Annotated in this window: 19 protein-coding genes; 9 read left to right on the top strand and 10 right to left on the bottom strand. The window is 63.5% G+C overall.

Features of this window, described 5'->3' with window-relative positions; translation table 11 throughout:
* Positions 1-245 precede the first annotated feature (245 nt).
* From ACSQ3Z_RS29765 to ACSQ3Z_RS29755, 3 genes are all read right to left on the bottom strand, one after another.
* Complete coding sequence (locus tag ACSQ3Z_RS29765; protein WP_436174806.1) at positions 246-1,817, bottom strand: GMC family oxidoreductase; 1,572 nt, start codon at positions 1,815-1,817, stop codon at positions 246-248.
* A 48-nt stretch (positions 1,818-1,865) separates the two neighbouring features.
* Positions 1,866-2,396: a gluconate 2-dehydrogenase subunit 3 family protein gene (locus ACSQ3Z_RS29760; protein ID WP_436174805.1), complete on the bottom strand. Its 531-nt coding sequence runs from the start codon at positions 2,394-2,396 to the stop codon at positions 1,866-1,868.
* Positions 2,397-2,474: 78 nt separating this feature from the next.
* The gene (locus ACSQ3Z_RS29755) at positions 2,475-2,870 is read right to left on the bottom strand and encodes a VOC family protein (RefSeq protein WP_436174804.1); all 396 of its coding nucleotides are present in this window, start codon (positions 2,868-2,870) and stop codon (positions 2,475-2,477) included.
* Positions 2,871-3,089: 219 nt separating this feature from the next.
* Here ACSQ3Z_RS29755 and ACSQ3Z_RS29750 point away from each other — a divergent pair, with 219 nt between their 5' ends.
* Entirely contained in the window at positions 3,090-3,395 is a 306-nt protein-coding gene (locus tag ACSQ3Z_RS29750; RefSeq protein WP_436175187.1) for a ribbon-helix-helix domain-containing protein, read from the top strand.
* 133 nt (positions 3,396-3,528) lie between these two features.
* Here the strand turns inward: ACSQ3Z_RS29750 and ACSQ3Z_RS29745 are convergent, their stop codons facing one another.
* Together ACSQ3Z_RS29745 and cckA are read right to left on the bottom strand one after the other, a co-directional pair.
* Positions 3,529-4,236 (bottom strand): phosphorylase family protein, encoded by a 708-nt coding sequence (locus tag ACSQ3Z_RS29745; protein ID WP_436174803.1) that lies wholly within the window; start codon positions 4,234-4,236, stop codon positions 3,529-3,531.
* 256 nt (positions 4,237-4,492) lie between these two features.
* A complete protein-coding gene (cckA, locus tag ACSQ3Z_RS29740; protein ID WP_436174802.1) occupies positions 4,493-7,066 on the bottom strand; it encodes a cell cycle histidine kinase CckA in 2,574 nt (857 codons plus the stop codon).
* Positions 7,067-7,280: 214 nt separating this feature from the next.
* Here cckA and ACSQ3Z_RS29735 point away from each other — a divergent pair, with 214 nt between their 5' ends.
* Positions 7,281-8,009: a hypothetical protein gene (locus ACSQ3Z_RS29735; RefSeq protein ID WP_436174801.1), complete on the top strand. Its 729-nt coding sequence runs from the start codon at positions 7,281-7,283 to the stop codon at positions 8,007-8,009.
* Positions 8,010-8,154: 145 nt separating this feature from the next.
* Here the strand turns inward: ACSQ3Z_RS29735 and dksA are convergent, their stop codons facing one another.
* A complete protein-coding gene (dksA, locus tag ACSQ3Z_RS29730) occupies positions 8,155-8,571 on the bottom strand; it encodes an RNA polymerase-binding protein DksA (protein WP_006202025.1) in 417 nt (138 codons plus the stop codon).
* Between the two features lie 233 nt (positions 8,572-8,804).
* Between dksA and ACSQ3Z_RS29725 the strand changes: the two genes are divergently transcribed.
* The 4 genes from ACSQ3Z_RS29725 (at position 8,805) to ACSQ3Z_RS29710 (ending at position 12,587) form a co-directional block, all read left to right on the top strand.
* Complete coding sequence (locus ACSQ3Z_RS29725; RefSeq protein ID WP_436174800.1) at positions 8,805-9,308, top strand: SixA phosphatase family protein; 504 nt, start codon at positions 8,805-8,807, stop codon at positions 9,306-9,308.
* A gap of 64 nt (positions 9,309-9,372) precedes the next feature.
* Positions 9,373-10,848, top strand: a complete 1,476-nt coding sequence (locus ACSQ3Z_RS29720) for a YcjX family protein (protein ID WP_436174799.1) — start codon at positions 9,373-9,375, stop codon at positions 10,846-10,848.
* Entirely contained in the window at positions 10,845-11,942 is a 1,098-nt protein-coding gene (locus tag ACSQ3Z_RS29715) for a YcjF family protein (protein ID WP_436174798.1), read from the top strand. Before ACSQ3Z_RS29720 ends, ACSQ3Z_RS29715 begins: the two co-directional genes overlap by 4 nt.
* Positions 11,943-12,032: 90 nt before the next feature.
* Complete coding sequence (locus tag ACSQ3Z_RS29710) at positions 12,033-12,587, top strand: hypothetical protein (RefSeq protein ID WP_436174797.1); 555 nt, start codon at positions 12,033-12,035, stop codon at positions 12,585-12,587.
* Positions 12,588-12,659: 72 nt separating this feature from the next.
* Here the strand turns inward: ACSQ3Z_RS29710 and ACSQ3Z_RS29705 are convergent, their stop codons facing one another.
* Positions 12,660-12,926: a hypothetical protein gene (locus tag ACSQ3Z_RS29705; RefSeq protein ID WP_006206106.1), complete on the bottom strand. Its 267-nt coding sequence runs from the start codon at positions 12,924-12,926 to the stop codon at positions 12,660-12,662.
* 249 nt (positions 12,927-13,175) lie between these two features.
* Here ACSQ3Z_RS29705 and ACSQ3Z_RS29700 point away from each other — a divergent pair, with 249 nt between their 5' ends.
* Both ACSQ3Z_RS29700 and ACSQ3Z_RS29695 read left to right on the top strand, forming a co-directional pair.
* Positions 13,176-15,014, top strand: a complete 1,839-nt coding sequence (locus ACSQ3Z_RS29700) for a monovalent cation:proton antiporter-2 (CPA2) family protein (protein ID WP_436174796.1) — start codon at positions 13,176-13,178, stop codon at positions 15,012-15,014.
* 3 nt (positions 15,015-15,017) lie between these two features.
* Positions 15,018-15,566, top strand: coding sequence for a DUF924 family protein (locus tag ACSQ3Z_RS29695; protein ID WP_436174795.1), 549 nt, complete (start codon positions 15,018-15,020; stop codon positions 15,564-15,566).
* 12 nt (positions 15,567-15,578) lie between these two features.
* On the opposite strand, the gene folK is transcribed toward ACSQ3Z_RS29695, so the two are convergent.
* Genes folK through folP form a run of 3 tightly spaced genes read right to left on the bottom strand, consistent with a single transcriptional unit; the run spans position 15,579 to position 17,283 of the window.
* Positions 15,579-16,091: a 2-amino-4-hydroxy-6-hydroxymethyldihydropteridine diphosphokinase gene (folK, locus tag ACSQ3Z_RS29690; RefSeq protein ID WP_436174794.1), complete on the bottom strand. Its 513-nt coding sequence runs from the start codon at positions 16,089-16,091 to the stop codon at positions 15,579-15,581.
* On the bottom strand, positions 16,075-16,434 hold the full coding sequence (folB, locus tag ACSQ3Z_RS29685) for a dihydroneopterin aldolase (protein ID WP_436174793.1): 360 nt from the start codon (positions 16,432-16,434) through the stop codon (positions 16,075-16,077). Before folB ends, folK begins: the two co-directional genes overlap by 17 nt.
* 3 nt (positions 16,435-16,437) lie before the next feature.
* On the bottom strand, positions 16,438-17,283 hold the full coding sequence (gene folP / locus ACSQ3Z_RS29680; RefSeq protein WP_436174792.1) for a dihydropteroate synthase: 846 nt from the start codon (positions 17,281-17,283) through the stop codon (positions 16,438-16,440).
* An 87-nt stretch (positions 17,284-17,370) separates the two neighbouring features.
* Between folP and ACSQ3Z_RS29675 the strand changes: the two genes are divergently transcribed.
* Entirely contained in the window at positions 17,371-17,988 is a 618-nt protein-coding gene (locus ACSQ3Z_RS29675; RefSeq protein WP_436174791.1) for a DUF922 domain-containing Zn-dependent protease, read from the top strand.
* The last annotated feature ends 117 nt before the right edge of the window (positions 17,989-18,105 follow it).

Here is an 18,105-nt window from a genome sequence, read left to right as displayed (position 1 = left end):
TGCGCCGTCACCATCCACGCCCCTCGGTTGTCGCCATCCGCCGCAAGGATACGCAGCCGGTCGGCGCATAACGCAGCATGGCAAAAAAGGGGCGCGGAACATGCCAGATATGTTCCGCGCCAACAGGCAGTCAGGAGGGTATGCCTAGAGCGGTTGGCTTTTGATAGAAAAGCTGAACCGCGCTAAGTATTTGTTTTTACGCGATTCCAGACGGAAAACCGCAACGCACTTTTCCTGGAATTGCTCTAAATGCTCTTTTCCGACATCTGGTTGGCGATGTAGTCGGCCTGGCGGATCGCCAGCGAGACGATTGTCAGCGTCGGGTTTTCTGCCCCGCCGGTGGTGAATTGGCTGCCGTCGGACACGAACAGGTTCTTGATGTCGTGCGTCTGGCCATGCTTGTTGACGACGCCTTCGGCCGCCTTCTCGCTCATCCGGTTGGTGCCGAGATTGTGGGTCGAGGGATAGGGCGGCGTCGGGAAAGTCCGGGTGGCGCCGACCGCCGCATAGAGCGCCTGGCCTTGTTTGTAGGCGTGATCGCGCATTGCGGTGTCGTTGGCATGGTCGTCGAAATGGACGTCGGCGATCGGCATGCCATGCTCGTCCTTCTCGTCGGCATGCAACGTGATGCGGTTTTCCGCACGCGGCATGTCCTCGCCGACGATCCATAGACCCGCCATGTGGTCGTAGTGGTCGAGCGCGGTGGTGAAGGAGCGGCCCCAGCCACCAGGGTTGAGGAAGGCAGCCATGAACGGCAGGCCGAGCGCGAGCGTCTCCATTTCATAGCCACCGACGAAGCCGCGTGACGGATCATGGCGCGCCTCGTCGCGGATGATGCCGGCCATGGTTGTGCCGCGATACATGTGCACCGGCTTGTCGAAGATGGCGTAGACCGAACCGGTGGTGTGGCGCATGTAGTTCTTGCCCACCTGCCCCGACGAATTGGCGAGCCCATGCGGGAATTTGCTCGATTCCGAATTGAGCAGCAGGCGCGGGCTTTCGATCGAATTTCCGGCGACGGCGACGATGCGGGCCTTCTGCTCCTGCAGCTTGCCGTCCTTGTCGGCATAGACGACGCCCGTCACCTTGCCTGAGGCGTCATTGTTGATCTTGACCGCCATGGCATTCGGCCGGACCTCGAGATGGCCGGTCGCCTCGCCCTTGGGGATCTCCGTGTAGAGCGTCGACCATTTGGCGCCCCATTTGCAACCCTGGAAACAGAAGCCGGTCTGCTGGCAGGACATGCGGTCATCGCGCTCAACCGAATTGATGGCCATGTTGCCGGTGTGGCATTCCTTGTAGCCGAGCTTGTCGGCGCCGGCCTTCAGAACCTTGAAGTTGTTATTGCCCGGCAGCCTTGGCCAGTCATTGGTGCCGGTGACGCCCATCTTGGCTTCGGCCTTGGCGTAGTAGGGTTCCATCTCGGCGAGCGTGATCGGCCAATCGAGCAGGCTGGCGCCTTCCACCTTGCCGTAGGTCGAGAGCGCCTTGAACTCGTGCTCCTGGAAGCGCAGCGAGGCGCCCGCCCAGTGCGTGGTCGAACCGCCGACGGATTTGACGATCCAGGCCGGCAGGTTGGGGAAATCCTTCGCCACCCGCCAGTCGCCCGAGGTCGTGCGCTTGTCCGTCCAGGCAAGCTGGGCGAAGGAGTCCCACTCGTCGTTGACGAAATCATCATATTCGTGACGGGCGCCCGCCTCCAGGATGACGACATCGACGCCCTTCTGGGCTAGTTCGTTGCCGAGCGTGCCGCCGCCGGCGCCCGAACCGATGATGACGACGACGCCGTCGTTGTTGAGATCAAATGGTGCTGCCATGGTTTCCTCCCATGATGTCTGACTGATGCGGTTGGAGACGAACGAGGCTCAGAGCCACTCGATGTCGTCGAAACCGCGCGCGATGTAGCCGCCCTTGGAATAGGATTCGCCCTCGTAGCCAAAGATCGGCCAGACCTCCTTCTGGTTGTAGAGGCTGACGACGAGGCCGCCGCGCACGGCCTGGAAGAACGGTGAGGCCTCGATGTCCTTCAGCAGCGCAACACGCTGCTCCTCCCAACCAAGCCCGCGGTAGCCGCCGCTGCCGGCCTTCTTGTCGAGATCGGCAATGCCGTTTTCGATGAGATCCTTATGGGCCGGGTCCTTGCCGGCCTGCTCGTCATGCGACTTGACGGCGATGGCGTAATATTTGTCGGGCACCTGGTCGTGCGGGTAGATGTCGCGCGCCATCTGGATCAGCGTCACCATCGTTTCGGGCTTCAGTGCCGATGTCTCGAGGCCCCAGGCATGTTGCGGACTGATGACGGCGCTGCCTGAAATGACGAGCAATGCGCTGGCGCCGCCGCGTTTCAGAAGCTCGCGCCGCGACAGTCCGGGCTTCCTTTCATAGATCGTGACCATAGTTTCCTCCCTGCTGGCTGTTCGCACCCCAAGAGGTGCCGTTGCTGGCGCCGCGCTGGTTGGCGCGGCCGATATCCCCTATTGGAAGCGCCCTCCACGCTGCAGGACCTCGATCTTGTAGCCGTCGGGATCCTCGATGAAGAAGAAGCGCGCCAGCAATGCGCCATCGCGGCTGAACTCGACGATCTTCTTCGGGTTCAAGCCAAGCGCGCCGAGCCGGTCATGCTCGCTGTCCAGGTCGGCGACTGAAACCGCCAAATGGCCGTAGCCGTCACCCAGCGCATAAGGCTCCTGCCGGCCCTTGTTGACGGTCAATTCGACTTCAAAGGGTATGTCGGCATTGCTGAGATAGATGAGCGTGAAGGTTTCGAAATCGAGCCGGTCGGCAACGTCCAGCCCAAAGGCGCTCCGGTAAAAATCGACGGACCGGGTCTCGTCGAGAACCCGGATCATGGTGTGGATCGCCTTCGCCAAATCAGTCTCCGTTGCTGCGTGCCTGGAGCGATTATGGGCGGCGATGGGAAAAGGTGGTGGCAGCCGGTTACCACGAAAAACTCCCGCAAGCCCGATGCCATTCCTGCCAAAGACGAAAGTCCGATTGCTGTTTTCTGTTTTCCGATTGAAGATAAGCGACTGCTCAAAGGTGCCGATCTCTGCCGGTCGCGCCCAAAACCAACAAAATGGGAGGTAAGCATGTGCAGGGTTTTTGCCGGGCAGGACCCGGAAGGCTACCGCCAGATCAACCGGTCGATTCGCATCGACGGGCACTCGACCAGTATCCAACTCGAGGCAACGTTCTGGGCATTGCTCGACGAGATCGCCGACAGCCAAGGTTTGACGACACCGAAATTCATCTCGAAGCTCTATGACGAGGCGATCGAGATCAATGGCCAGATCCCCAACTTCGCGTCGATGCTGCGCACCACCTGCGCGCTTTATCTGCGCGGCCATCGGCCGGGTGTGGAAGAACAGATGACGCCGAAGCGGGAAGCCGCCTGACGCGGAGTCCGGCAGTCTCATCCGACGATGTGGCGGCGGTGCGTAAGGAATTGGCGCCGTAAAGCCCGCCGGTTCTGTTTGTTTTGACGCAATTCCGGACGGAAAACCGTTTCACACTTTTCCTGGAATTGCTCTAGCTGTCTGCGGCGACTTCGAGCGCCAGCCGCGTCATGTCGGTGAAAAGCGCCTGGCGTTCGGAATAGTCGGTCTGCTCGCCGGTGGTGATATGGTCGACCACATTCAGCAGCGACAGGGCACGCGCACCGAAATGGGCTGAGATGCGGTAGAGGGCGATGGTTTCCATATCGACCGCCACTGCCCCAAGCGCCTGCGCGTCGGCAAAGCGGGCGCGCCCGTCGGGGTGATAGAATATGTCGCTGCAGACCGTCAGCCCCGCGCTCCACACGATGCCGAGGTCCGCAGCCCTTTGCAACGCCAGCGCATGGAGCGCCGGATCGGGACCCGCCGGTTCGTACAGCCCGAAGACCTGGCCGCTGCGTTCACTCTCGGCGCGGACGGCGCTGGAAATGACGACGCTGCGCAGCGCTACCTTCTCGCTCAGGCCACCGCAGGTCCCGGTGCGGATGAGCGTTTTGACACCATGGAAGTCCAACAGCTCGTGGGCGTAGATCAGGAAGGACGAGGCGCCGATGCCGGTCGACTGGATGCTGACGGGCTTGCCCCGAAACAACCCGGTGAAGCCAAGCGCGCCCCTGCGGCGGTTGACGCAGCGCGGCGCTTCCAGAAAGGTCTCAGCCATCCACTCGGCGCGCTGCGGGTCACCCGGCAACAGCACCGTTTCGGCATAATCGCCCTTGCCAGCCTCATTGTGCGGCGTCACGGCATCTACCCCAAATCCCCGCCGCGTTTTTCACCGCAATCATGGCAGGCTGGCGTCGATGCGCAAGCGGCGATTGCGAAGCTCCAGTGGCCGGACCTCACTGGTTATGAACGGACGGCTCGTTCTCCGGCGCCGCCACCTGTAAACGGCATGGCGCGGACGTCTGTGTGATCGTTCACATTCGGGCGGGCAGGCGACTATTTGTTTTTACGCAATTCCGGACGGAAAACCGCTACGCACTTTTCCTGGAATTGCCTTAGGATTCCAGCACGTCCTTGACGATCGTGGCCAACTGCTTGAGCGAGAACGGCTTCGGCAGGAAGCCGAAATGCGCGTCGGCCGGCAGGTTTTTGGCGAACGCGTCCTCGGCATAGCCCGAGACGAAGACGAATTTGATGTCCGGCTGGCGCTTGCGCAACTCGCCAAGCAGCGTCGGTCCGTCCATTTCCGGCATCACCACGTCGGAAACGACGATGTCGACCTTGCCGCCGAGCGCCTCGAACACCTCCAGCGCCTCGACGCCCGAAGAGGCCTCGTGGACGGTGTAGCCGCGCGACGTCAGCGCCCGCATGCCGCCCATGCGCACGGCATCCTCGTCCTCAACCAGCAGCACGGTGGCCGACCCCGACAGATCCTTGGCCGAGTCGGCCGCCTTGACAGGGGCCGCCGGCGCTTCGCCGGACTCGCTTGCCGCCCTGACCTCGGCGATGTGGCGCGGCAGGAAGATGCGGAACACCGAGCCCTTGCCGACTTCGGAATCGCAGAAGATGAAGCCGCCTGTCTGCTTGATGATGCCGTAGACCATCGACAGGCCGAGGCCGGTGCCCTTGCCGACCTCCTTGGTGGTGAAGAAGGGTTCGAATATCTTCTTCAGCACATCGGGCGCGATGCCGCTGCCGGTGTCCTCGACCTCGACCACCACATAGTCGGCCGGGGTGAGCTCGCGATAGGAGAAGGTCTTGCATTCCTCCGCCGTGACGTTGCGGGTGCGCACCGTGAGGTCGCCGCCGGCCGGCATCGCATCGCGTGCGTTGACGGCGAGGTTCACCACCACCTGCTCGAATTGGCCGATATCGACCTTGACCGGCCACAGGTCGCGACCATGGTCGACCTTCAGCTTGATGTCGTTGCCGACCAGGCGGGCGAGCAGCATCCTGAGGTCGGCAAGCACGTCGGTCAGGTTGAGCACTTCCGGCCGCAAGGTCTGCTTGCGCGAGAAGGCCAGAAGCTGGCGCACCAGCGACGCTGCCCGGTTGGCGTTCTGCTTGATGTTCATAATGTCGGGGAAGGACGGATCCGACGGCCGGTGGTTGGTCAACAAAAGGTCGGATGCCATGATGATGGCGGTCAGCACATTGTTGAAATCGTGAGCGATGCCGCCGGCAAGCTGGCCGACCGCCTGCATCTTCTGGCTCTGCGCCATCTGGCCCTCGAGCGCCTTCTGCTCGGTGGTCTCGACGGCGTAGACGATGGCCGATTCCTCGGCCCCCTCGCCGCCGGTGCCGTCGGCGACCGCATTGACGTAGAAACGGATGTGGCGATTGTCATTGCCGGGCAGCAGTGTGTCGATCGGCTCGATGTCGGCCTGCCGTTGCCGCGCCTTTTCGAAGGCCTCGGCAAAGGCCGGCCGGTCGCGCTCGTGGATGACCGTGTCGAGCCGCACGCGGCGGTCGACCGCGTCGCGGTCGACGACGGAGGAAAACAGCGACAGGAACGGCGCATTGGTGCGCAGGATGCGCCCGCTGGCATCGACGCCGGCGATCGCCATCGGCGTCGAATTGAAGAAGCGGGTGAAGCGGACCTCCGAGGCGCGAAGATCGGCGGAAGCATCCTCGCCCTGCGTGCGGTTCAGCACGATGGTGCGGGTCGGACTGCCAATGCCCTCGCGACTCGCCGAGACACGGTGCATGAAGCGCACGGGCAGCGCCTCGCCAGTCATCGTCGTCAGGTCGAGATCGATGACGGCGTTGCGGGTCGTGCCCGGATCGGCCTTGACCGAGCGGACCAGCGCCATGCCGTCGCCGGCGACGATCTCCGGCAAAGTGACGGCGCCGGGCGTGAAGCTGGCAAGGTCGATGCCCAGCCACTCCGCGAGCGTGGCGTTGATATAGGTGACGCGGCCTTCCTGGTCGGCCGAAAAGAAGCCGGCCGGCGCGTGGTCGAGGTGGTCGATGGCCTTTTGCAGGTCGAGGAAGAAGCGCTCCTGCTCGGCCCGCTCCTGCGAGATGTCGGCAAGCTGCCAGGCGAGCATGGGCAAACGCTGGCCGGGAACGGCGAAGGTGCGGGCGCGGGCGCGGTACCAGCGCGCGCCGGGCTCGGCGCCGGGCTTGATTGACTGCGCAAGCCTGAACTCACCGTCGCCCGGCTGGCCGTCGCGCAGGCCCGATGCCAGCCGGTAGATGGTCATCGAAGCCTCGGGAACGTCGGAAAGCAGCCCTTCGACCGTCTTGAGGTCGGTTGCCGAGCCGGCGCCCGTCATATCGGCATAGGCGCGGTTGGCGTAGACGACACGGCCTTTGGTGTCGGTGACCAGAAGGCCCTGCGACATCGAATCGACGAAGGCTTTCGACAGTTCGTCGCTGGTCGAGCGCGGCGCGACCTGAACGAAACCGATTGCCGTGGCGAACAGGAAGCCGACGCCGATCATCGCCAGCACGCCCAGCATTCCAAGCAGGAAGGGATCGCCAAGGCGCTCGCGGAAAAGCCCGAAGATGATCGCGGCGCCGGTCAGGACGGCAATGAAGATGATGAGCCGGGTGACAGCGCCCGGACGCGCGTTCTGATCGACGATAGGTACCGGATAGAAATCGCCGCGCGTTTCCTTGGCCATGTGCCCCCTGCTCGTGAATCCGGTCTACCGGCGCTGCCCGGTTGAATCACATTCTCCTATTCCGGAAAAGGCCCCGGCCGCAAATGTCAGATAAAAATGGCGCCGTTCGGCTGCTGCTGTTTCAAGCTGTCCACGAAGCGTGAAAGGTAACTTGCGGTGGCCTGCCGCTACAGTCTAGTGTCGCGTCACTTCAAAAGCCGATTTGGGGGCACCGATGCTGCAGTGGCTGGATGGCGTGGCGGGTCCTGGATATGTCGCAGCAATCCTGTGGACATTTGCCGCGCTGATTCTGCTGGTCGTCGTTCTGCTCATCATCAAGCTTGTCCGCAGCCTGACGTTCGGGACGTTCGTCGCCGGCGGCAGGAACCGCAAGACGCGGCTCGCCGTCATGGATGCCACCGCCGTCGACAGCCACCGCCGGCTGGTGCTGGTTCGCCGCGACGACATCGAGCACCTGCTGCTGATCGGCGGCCCAACCGACGTCGTCGTCGAACGCGACATCAGGCTGGCGGCACCGCGCCGCCCGGCGCTGACCGGAGATGGCGGCCAGCAGCAGGCCCAGGCGCCGCGGCCGCGCGCGGTCCAGCCCGCCCCGGCACCGGCAAAGCAGGCGCCGCCACCGCAGCCGGTTGCCGCCGCTCCGGCCCCTGCCCGACCCCGCCCTGTCACGCCGGCGCCGGCACCGAAACCGGCCGTGCCCAACTATCAGGCGAGCAATGTCACGCCGCTACCGGCCTATGGATCGACCATCAGCACCGCCAGGCATACGCCAGCGCCGGCAAAGCACGAATCCATCGACGACACGCTGATGCAGGAACTCGAGGTCTCGCTGGACAACTCGCACCCCAGGCCTGCGAGCAAAACGGCGGCCAATGCGCCACCGCAATCGCTCGACGACGAGATGACGAAGCTTCTCGGCGAACTGGCCAACCACAAGCGCTAGAGCTGAAGCGCTCAACCCTTTGTTTTTGAGCAATTCCGGACGGAAACCCGCTGCGCACTTTTCCCGGCATTGCTCCGGATCAGCCAGACACAAAAATGGCCGGGAAACCCGGCCATGAATGTGAAATTGCCTGGTTTTGCACGCGTCAGTCGTCGCGATAAACCTTCTCGCGGCGCTCGTGACGCTCCTGCGCTTCGATCGACAAGGTCGCGATCGGGCGCGCATCGAGCCGCTTCAGCGCGATGGGCTCGCCGGTTTCCTCGCAATAGCCGTAGGTGCCTTCGTCGATGCGCTGCAGCGCCGAATCGATCTTCGAAATGAGCTTACGCTGGCGATCGCGGGCACGAAGCTCGATAGCGCGGTCGGTTTCCGACGAGGCGCGGTCGGCGAGATCGGGATGGTTGGCGTTTTCCTGCTGCAGAATTTCGAGAGTTTCGCGCGCTTCGCGCAGAATGTCGTTCTTCCAGGTGACGAGCTTTAGGCGGAAGTACGATTTCTGCCGTTCGTTCATGAACGGCTCGTCTTCGGAGGGTACGTAATCGGCGGTAACGATGTCGTTCATTCGACTCACCCAACAACCCCAATTTTGGCGCCTATATATTCGCGGACCGAAGCCTGCACAAGCGCAATCGGCGATAGAGTCACGCAAATGTTAGCAGTTGATCGTGGAACCCTTCTGCTTCAAGGGCGCGAGCGAATTCTGACATGATTTGTTGTGCTTGAGTGGTGCCGGCCATTGTGCAGCGGGCCGTTCTGATGGCTAATCGGGCCGGTGTCTTGTGGCGTGAGGGAGCCGTGGGCAGACTTTACCTGTTGAGGCATGCCAAGGCCGGATGGGCGTTGCCGGGCGTCCGTGACTTCGATCGACCGCTCGATGCATCGGGCATGGCCGACGCCGAGTTGATGGGCGAGGCCATGCGGGTGCGCAACTATGTTCCCGACATCACCCTCTGCTCCAACGCCAAGCGGGCGCGCCAGACACTGGAAGGCCTGGCCGGGCAGACCGACACCGGCCGGGTGCTGTTCTTCGACACTTTATACAGCGAGGACGCCGCCGGTTACCTCACCCTCATCCGTGACAATGGCGGGCCCGGCTCGCTGCTGGTCATCGGCCACAATCCGATGACGGAGGACCTGGCCATGGCGGTCTCTGGTGACGGCGAGGAAGCTGCCCGTGGCATGATGAACCACGGTTTTCCTACATCCGGTCTCGCGGTCGTGCGCTTCGCCGGCGCCCTTGCCAGTGCTGCGCAAGGCAATGGCTATCTTGAAGCCTTTCTCACGCCTGCCGACCTCTGAACCATTTCAAACCACAATTCCAAAGCCTATATCGGAGCCTGACAAGCGCCCGAGAGACCCCATTTTGGCATCATCGCTGACCACATTCTCCGACGAAGCCAAGATTGCGCTCGACACACTTTCAGGCCGGGCCGCCGGACTCTTTTCCCCTTCGCTGCGGCTGGGCGTGACCGGTCTTTCCCGCGCCGGCAAGACGGTGTTCATCTCGGCCCTTGTCCACAATCTGATCCATGGCGGGCGCCTGCCGTTGTTCGAGGCGCAGAAATCGGGGCGCATTGCCCGGGCTTTCCTCGAAGAACAGCCCGATGATGCGGTCCCCCGCTTCCAGTACGAGGATCATATCGCCGCCCTGGTCAACGATCGCATCTGGCCCGAATCGACGCGCGCCATCTCGGAACTCAGGCTGACCATCGAATACGAATCGGCTTCCAGCTGGAATCGCATGTTTTCGGCCGGCAAACTGTCGATCGATATCGTCGACTACCCCGGTGAATGGCTGCTCGACCTGCCCTTGCTCGGCAAATCCTTCACCGATTTTTCGCGTGAGGCGGTCGAGACGGCGGCGCTGCCGGTGCGCGCCGACCTTTCTCAAGCCTGGCGGGCGCTTGCCGCCACGATCGATCCGAACGCCGACGCCGACGAAATGACAGCGCGCCGCCTCGCCGAGAGCTTTGCCGCCTATCTCAAGGCATGCAAGCTCGACGAACGGGCGCTTTCAACCTTGCCGCCGGGCCGCTTCCTGATGCCGGGCGACCTCGAGGGCTCGCCCGCGCTGACCTTCTCGCCCTTGCCGACGCCGAGCGACCGGCGGCCGCGTTCCGGGTCGCTACAGGCGATGATGGAACGGCGCTACGAGGCCTACAAGACGCATGTCGTCAAACCGTTCTTCCGTGAGCACGTCACCCGCCTCGACCGTCAGATCGTGCTGATCGACGCCATGCAGGCACTTAATGCCGGCCCCGGCGCCATGGCCGACCTGGAACGCGCCGTCACCGAAATCCTCTCCTGCTTCCGGCCCGGCCGTGGCAATTTCCTCACCGACCTGTTCTCGCGGCGCATCGACCGCATCCTGGTGGCTGCGACCAAAGCGGATCATTTGCATCACGAAAGCCACGACCGGCTGCAGGCGATCGTGCGCCGGCTGGCCGACCGGGCGGTGGCGCGGGCGAATTTCACCGGCGCCGATGTCGACGTGGTCGCCATGGCGGCCGTACGCGCGACCCGCGAAGGCACGGTCAAACAGGGCCGGGAAACCCTGCCCGTCATCATCGGCACACCGCTCAAGGGCGAAAGGATCAATGGCGATACATTCGACGGAAAAGCCGAAACTGCCATATTTCCTGGTGATTTACCCGAGAAAGCTGATGCAGTGTTCGATGTTTCTCAGTCGCAGCAGGCAGACAGCGAGGGCCCGGCGATCCGTTTCGTTCGCTTTCGTCCGCCAAAGCTCGAGCGCACGGCCGAAGGCGTTACGCTCTCGCTGCCGCATATCAGGCTCGACCGCGCCTTGCAGTTCCTGATCGGAGACCAACTGGCATGACAGCGCCTCGCAGACCCGCGGCATTCCGCATCGAGCCGGAGACCGAGCCCAAGCAGGAGGCGCGCGAAACGCGCCGCGCCCATGCCGAGCCGCCGCAGACACGCAAGCCGCGCGCCGCTGCGGCCGGCGTCGCTGTCGTCGTGCCGGCCGAGATCGATGTTTTCGACGAACCCGACATCGTCGCCGCCGAACCGCCGCCGGCTACCGCGCCGCGCAAGCGTTCGCTGCTTGGCAGGCTGTTCTTCGGCGCAATGGGTGTTCTGGTTTCGCTGGCCGTCGGCCTGTGGACCGACCAGCTCATACGCGACCTGTTCGAGCGCGCCGAATGGCTGGGCTGGCTGGCGGCCGGAATGGCTGCCATCGCGGTGCTGGCGCTGGTGGTCATCCTGGTGCGCGAATTCCTGGCGATTGCCCGCCTCGCCGAGGTCGAAAAACTGCAGAAGCGGTCGCTGGATGCCGTGGCGCGCGACGATCCGAAGGCCGCCAGGGCCGTCGTCGACGAGCTTTCGGCCTTTGTCGCGGCAAAACCCGAAACCGCGGCCGGCAGGCGCTCGCTGGCCGAACTGCGCGGCGAGATCATCGACGGCGGCAATCTGGTGCGGCTGGCCGAGACCGAAATCCTCGGGCCGCTGGATATCAGGGCCAAGGTGATGATCCTCGAAGCGGCCAAGCGCGTCTCGCTGGTGACGGCGGTCAGCCCGCGGGCCGTCGTCGACGTCGCCTATGTCGTATTCGAGGCCGGGCGGCTCATTCGCCGCCTGTCGGAACTTTACGGCGGCCGGCCGGGCACGCTCGGCTTCTTCCGGCTGGCGCGCAGCGTTCTTGCCCATCTCGCGGTCACCGGTTCGATAGCGGTCGGTGACAGTTTCGTGCAGCAGATCATCGGCCATGGCCTCGCCGCACGCCTATCGGCAAAGCTCGGCGAAGGCGTCGTCAACGGCATGATGACGGCACGCATCGGCATAGCCGCGATGGAGACGGCGCGGCCCCTGCCCTTCATCGCCGCCAGGCGGCCGGGACTGGGCGATTTCCTGTCCGCGCTGACATCGTTCGCGACAAAGAAAGAAAGTGAAACATCGGCCCCCGGCAAGTGAAGAAGCGCCCCACAGTCACCAAGCATTAACCAATCTTGTTCATGGTCGGAAGTGTTCCAAGAACAGCTTCCTTGTTGCCGGGTGTGGTCGATGAAAAGCGTAATTCTATCCAGCGTCCTGCCTGTCGCGGTCGCGGTTGCAGCCCCTCTCGGCCTCGCTGAAAAGGCGTTTGGCGCGGAACCCGACAAGCAGTTCTTTCAATCGGTGGAAGGCAAGTGGGTCGGTCCCGGCGAAATCGTCGCCGGCAAGTACAAGGGCACGAAATTCACCTGCAGTTTCAACGGCTCGACGCCCGACGGCAAGACCGGCATGGCGCTCGACGGCGGATGCCGGGTCGGCATGTTCACCCAGAAAATGTCGGCGTCCGTCGAACGCAAGGGCCGCGACGGCTACAAGGGCAACTTCATGGGCGGCGCCGCGGGATCAGGCCTCGACATTATCGGCGGCAATGTCGTCGACGCCCACAAGGTCGTCTTCACCATCAACCGCAAACAGCTGCGCGGTGTCATGCAGGCCCGCATTCCCGACGACAACTCGATGACGGTGACGGTCGCGGTGCGCGTCGACGAGCAGCTGGTGCCGGTCATCGGCATGAGCCTGAAGCGGGTCGACGCCGTCGAAGTCGGCTCCATCACGCCGAACTGAGACCCAGCAGCGGGCAATAAAAAAGGCGGCGCCCACCAGAGCCACCGCCTTCTTCAATCCCCGAACGGTCAATCAGCCCTTGATGGTGGCCGTCAGCTCATCATAAGCCTTGCAGGCCTCGTCCAGCGTCGTGGCGCCCTGATACTTGGTCGTCACCGCCTGCACCTTGGCCGTCAGATCGGCCGCCTTGGACGGATCCTTGGTGATGGCCTCCTGCAACGCGGTCGTCATGTCCTGCGCCTTCTTTGTCGCCATTTCGGCGGTGCACTCAGGCGCCTTCGAGCAGGCCGAACCGGCAAGCGCCGCAACACCCACGGCAACGAGCAAAAACTTCTTCATGTCAGTCATCTCCTCAAAAAAGGGCGGCGACTTGATCGTCGCCCCCCTCCAATGGCCGAAGCCGAGCGTCCCTTAACCGCTGATTGTGGCGACACGCAACGCGAGTACCGCATAAACTTGTGTAACGCGGCTGCAACAGTGCCCAGGCCGCCACGCCGATTCGCTCTGTTCGATCCCGGCCGAAGTCCCTATCCTTGGTCTCGATTCCGCAGCATATGCGAGGAACCTCCAGGAAACGGACGAGCAGGCATGGCGGCGGAAGCATCGGGCAGCGAACTCATTCAGGTGGTGGCGCTGCTTGCCGCCGGCGTGGTGGCCGTTCCGATCTTCAAACGCATAGGGCTAGGCTCGATTCTCGGCTATCTCGCGGCCGGGGTGGTGATCGGGCCGTTCGGACTTCGCATCTTTTCCGAATCGGAAGCCATTCTTCATGTCGCCGAACTCGGCGTCGTCATGTTCCTGTTCATCATCGGGCTGGAGATGCAGCCGTCACGGCTTTGGGGCCTTCGCCGCGAAATCTTCGGCCTCGGCGCCCTGCAGGTCGGAGTCTGCGCCTTGTTGCTGACCAGTGTCGGCCTGGCCGGCGGCTTTCCGATCGCGGTATCGTTCGTCGCCGGCGCCGGTTTCGTGCTGACCTCGACGGCGATCGTCATGCAACTGCTGGAAGAGCGCGGCGAGATCGCCACGCCCAAGGGCCAGCGCATCGTATCGATTCTGTTGCTGGAAGATCTGGCGATCGTGCCGCTCTTGGCGTTGATCGCCTTCCTGGCACCGGGCGGCGCCGAAATGAGCCTGTCGCAACGGCTGACGGAAATCGGCATCGGCCTTGGCGCGATCGTCGGGCTGGTGGTGGCGGGTCGCTACCTGCTCAATCCGTTCTTCCGCATCCTGGCGGATGCCCGGGCCCGCGAGGTGATGACGGCGGCCGCGCTGCTGGTCGTCCTGGGGTCGGCTCTAGCCATGCAGCTCTCCGGACTGTCGATGGCGATGGGCGCATTCCTGGCCGGCGTACTGCTGTCCGAATCGACGTTCCGCCACCAACTGGAGGCCGACATCGAACCGTTCCGTGGCATCCTGCTCGGCCTGTTCTTCCTCGCCGTCGGCATGTCGCTCGATCTGCATGTCGTGGCAGTGAACTGGCGCATCGTCGCCATCTATGTCGTCGCCTACATGGTGATGAAGGCGCTTGGCATCTACCTGGTCGCCCGCATGCTCAAGACAGATCATCGCGAAGCGCTCGAACGCGCCGTGTTCATGGCGCAAGGCGGCGAATTCGCCTTTGTGCTCTATTCGGCCGCAGCGGCGGTCGGCATCATCGACAGCCAGGCGAATGCGACGCTGACCGCGATCGTCATCATCTCCATGGTGCTGACGCCGTTAGCCATCATCGCGCTGCGCTATCTCACGCCGCGCGACGAGCAGTCGCTCGATGGAGTCGATGTCGCCGCGGACCTTTCCGGCAGCGTTCTGATCATCGGCTTTGGCCGCTTCGGCCAGATCGCCAGCCAGCCGCTTTTGTTGCGCGGGATCGACGTGTCGATCATCGACAATGAGGTCGAGATGATCCAGGCGGCGGCCGATTTCGGCTTCAAGGTCTATTATGGCGACGGCACGCGGCTGGACATATTGCGTGCGGCGGGCGCCGGCCGGGCACGCGCGGTGCTGATCTGCGTCGACAAGCCCGATGCCGCCGTGCGCATTGCCCAGTTGATCAAGGCCGAATTTCCCCTGCTGACGGTGCTGGCGCGCGCCTTCGATCGCGGCACCGCCTTGCAGCTCATTCGCGCCGGCGTCGACTTCCAGCTGCGTGAAACCTTCGAATCGGCGCTTGTCTTCGGCGGCTCCGCCCTGGAGGCGCTGGGTATCGACCCGGACGACGTCGCCGAGGTGATCGAGGACGTCCGCCGCCGTGACACCGCCCGCTTCGAAACGCAATTGGCCGAAGGCGTTCGTGCCGGCGCGCGCTTCCTCAAGGGCAATATTGGCACGCCGATTCCGGCGCCGCTGACGCCGCCGCGGCGTGCCGGCCAGGCACTCAACGAGGAGACCGCCGGCGTGCTGCACAAATCCGAGTCTGCTGAGGAGTAAGCAATGACCGAACCGGACAAGCGGGCTGTTTCAGTCGCCAAATTCTGGCGCGATGCCGGCGAAGATGCGTGGTTCGAGAAGGACGACGCCTTCGATACCGACTTCCACGCCCGGTTTCTCGACCTGCATTACGCTGTCGCCCGGCGTGAATGCGATGCCTGGTCGGAGCATGCCGAGGGGTCGCTGGCACTGATGATCCTGCTCGACCAGTTTCCGCGCAATTGCTTTCGCGGCACCGGCCATATGTATGCGACCGACGAATTGGCCAGGCATTTTGCCGGCAAGGCCATCGCCGCTGGCCACGACCTCTTGCTCGAGGAGGACCTGCGGGTCTTCTTCTATCTGCCCTATGAGCATTCGGAGTTGCTCGCCGACCAGGAAAGGTCGGTCGAGCTTACCCATGCCAACGCGCCGGACTATGTGAAATATGCGCTGGAGCACCGCGACATCATCCAGCGCTTCGGCCGCTTCCCGCATCGCAATAAAATGCTGGGCCGCGCGACGACGCCGGAGGAAAAGGCGTTTCTCGATGGCGGCGGGTTTTCCGGCTGATCTCGGGCGACGTCAGGCCAGCCACCAGTCCCGGCCCGACGGCAATTTCTCTATTCCTGCGATGTCGACGCTGCTCAGCCGCTCCGACACGCTTTTGCCGCCAATGGCAAGCTCCGGCGCGATCTCGGCCAATGGCGCCAGCACGAAGGCGCGCTCCAGCATGCGCGGATGCGGCACTTCCAGGCCGGTTTCGTGGATGATGCGGTCGCCGAACACCAGGATGTCGATGTCGATCAGGCGCGGGCCCCAACGTTCCTCGCGCACCCGCTTCAGCCGGCGTTCGGCATCGAGGCAAAGGTCGAGCAATGCGCGCGGCGCGAGAGTCGTGGCGATCGCCGCGGCGGCATTGAGAAAATCTGGCTGGTCGAGCTTGCCCCAGGGCGGTGTGCAGTAGAGCGAGGAGACCGCAACGACACGGGTCTTGTCGTCGCCGTCCAGAATGCGCAGCGCGGCCGCCATCGACTTGGCCGGATCGCCGAGATTGCCGCCGAGGCTGAGATAGACGGTGTTATTCTGGCCAGACAACGGTCACCTCGACATGATCGAGCACGCCGGGCACCGGGGCGTTTGGCTTGCGCACGGTGATCTCGGCCTTCTTGATCTGCGGAAACCGCGCAGTCAGCGCCCGTGCCACCTCCAGTGCCAGCGCCTCGATCAGAAAGCGCCGCTGCCCGGTGATGATCTTTTCGATGACCGCAAAGGCGACGCCGTAATTGACGGTATCGTCGATGGAATCGTCGACGAGCGCGCGGCCGGGCTCAACGGTCAAAGCCGCATCGACATAAAAGCGCTGGCCAAGCGTCTCCTCCTCGTCCAGCACGCCATGGCGGGCAAAGAAGGCGCAGTTCTTCATGCGGATAATGTACATGGCTCAGCTTCCCGGAATTTCGCGCGCCAGCATAGCATCGGTGACAGCCAGAGCGTCCACGTTGATTGCGACATCGTGGACGCGAAACAAATGCGCGCCCTTGAGCCTCAAAATAACGCTGGTGGCCGCCGTGCCCGCAGCCCTGTCCATCGCGTCGCGCCCGGTGACGTTGCCGATGAAACGCTTTCGCGACGTGCCGGCCATCAGCGGGTAGCCTAGTGCCGCCAGCTCCGAAAACCGCGCCATCAGATCGAGGTTTTCCTCCGCCGTTTCCTTGGCGAAGCCGAAGCCGGCGTCGAGCACGATCTGGACGTCGGCAACACCGCTGGCATGCGCGATCTCCAGCGATTTCCTGAGAAAGAAGAACTGGTCCTCAATCACGTCGGGCAGTTTTTGCCTGTCGCGCCCAGTGTGCATGATGACCAGTCCGGCCCCGGTCTCGGCGGCGACGCGGGCGATACCCGGTTCGCGCTGCAGGCCCCAGACATCGTTGACGATGTGCGCGCCGGCGGCGACGGCCAGCCGGGCGGTGTCCTCGCGATAGGTATCGACCGAAATCAGCGCTTCGCCGAGACCAGCAAGCGCCTCGATGACCGGCAGCACGCGGGCCTGCTCTTCCTCGATTGTCACGGGAGACGCACCGGGCCGGGTCGATTCTCCGCCGACGTCGATGACTTTGGCCCCCTCCTCGACCATGCGGCGCGCCTGGGCCACTGCCTGCTCGCGGGAGGCGAACAGGCCGCCATCGGAAAAACTGTCCGGCGTGACGTTGAGGATGCCAACGACCACGGCCTTGCCGCCAAGATCGAGATGACGTCCGTGCGCCAGCTGCCACCGCCTTGTCGTCATCGCCCATCAACCATCTTTGATCCGCCGGAAATCAAATCCGTTGCGCCGGGCACGGCCGTAACGCAAGGTGGCTAAAGAGGCAACCTGATGAAACAACACCTGCTCTGCGCCCTGATGCTCGCCTTGACCGCCCTGCCGGCGGGTGCGGCCAATCTGGTCAAGACCTACAGCTACTTCGCAATTGGCGGCCGCACGCTCGACGATATCGAAAAACAGCTGTCGAAGAACGGGCCGCAGGTGAAAAGCACCGGGTCGAGGCATCCGGGCGCCACGCAAATGGCGTTCACCACCCGCGTCAGCTACGCGGAAAAGCCGGGCTCCTGCCGCATCGCCGACGCCATCGTGACCGTGAAGGTCAAGGTGATCCTTCCGGAATGGCGCCGTTCGCGCAAGGCAGGCCCGGATGTGCGGCTGTTCTGGGACACGCTGTTCGCCGACATCAAACGCCACGAGGAGCGCCATGTCGAGATCGCCAAGAACCATGGCAAGCAGCTCGAGGACGCGCTGAAGGCGAGCTATCCGCAAAGGACCTGCGCGGCGGCAAAGGCGAAGGCGGCCGCGATCACCGCGGCTGAACTCGCCGAGCACGACCAGGACCAGTTGCGGTTCGACCGCGTCGAGAGCGTCAATTTCGAAAGCCGCATCCTGCGGCTCTTGCGCTACCGGATCGAGGGCATCGAGAATGGTCGGCTGCCGCCGGCCTGATTTTCGCCCGGTGAGGAGCGTAAACGACGCAAGCCAATTTCGCCGAAGCATAGTGCCAGGCCGGAAAAACTTTCGAGCCCCTGTCGAAATCGGCCTATACGGAACGACATATGTCAG

It is taken from the genome of Mesorhizobium sp. LjNodule214 (assembly GCF_964252735.1).
Taxonomy (GTDB): Bacteria; Pseudomonadota; Alphaproteobacteria; order Rhizobiales; family Rhizobiaceae; genus Mesorhizobium.
Note: the sequence above shows the minus strand (reverse complement) of the source record. Positions and strands in the feature narration are given on the sequence as shown.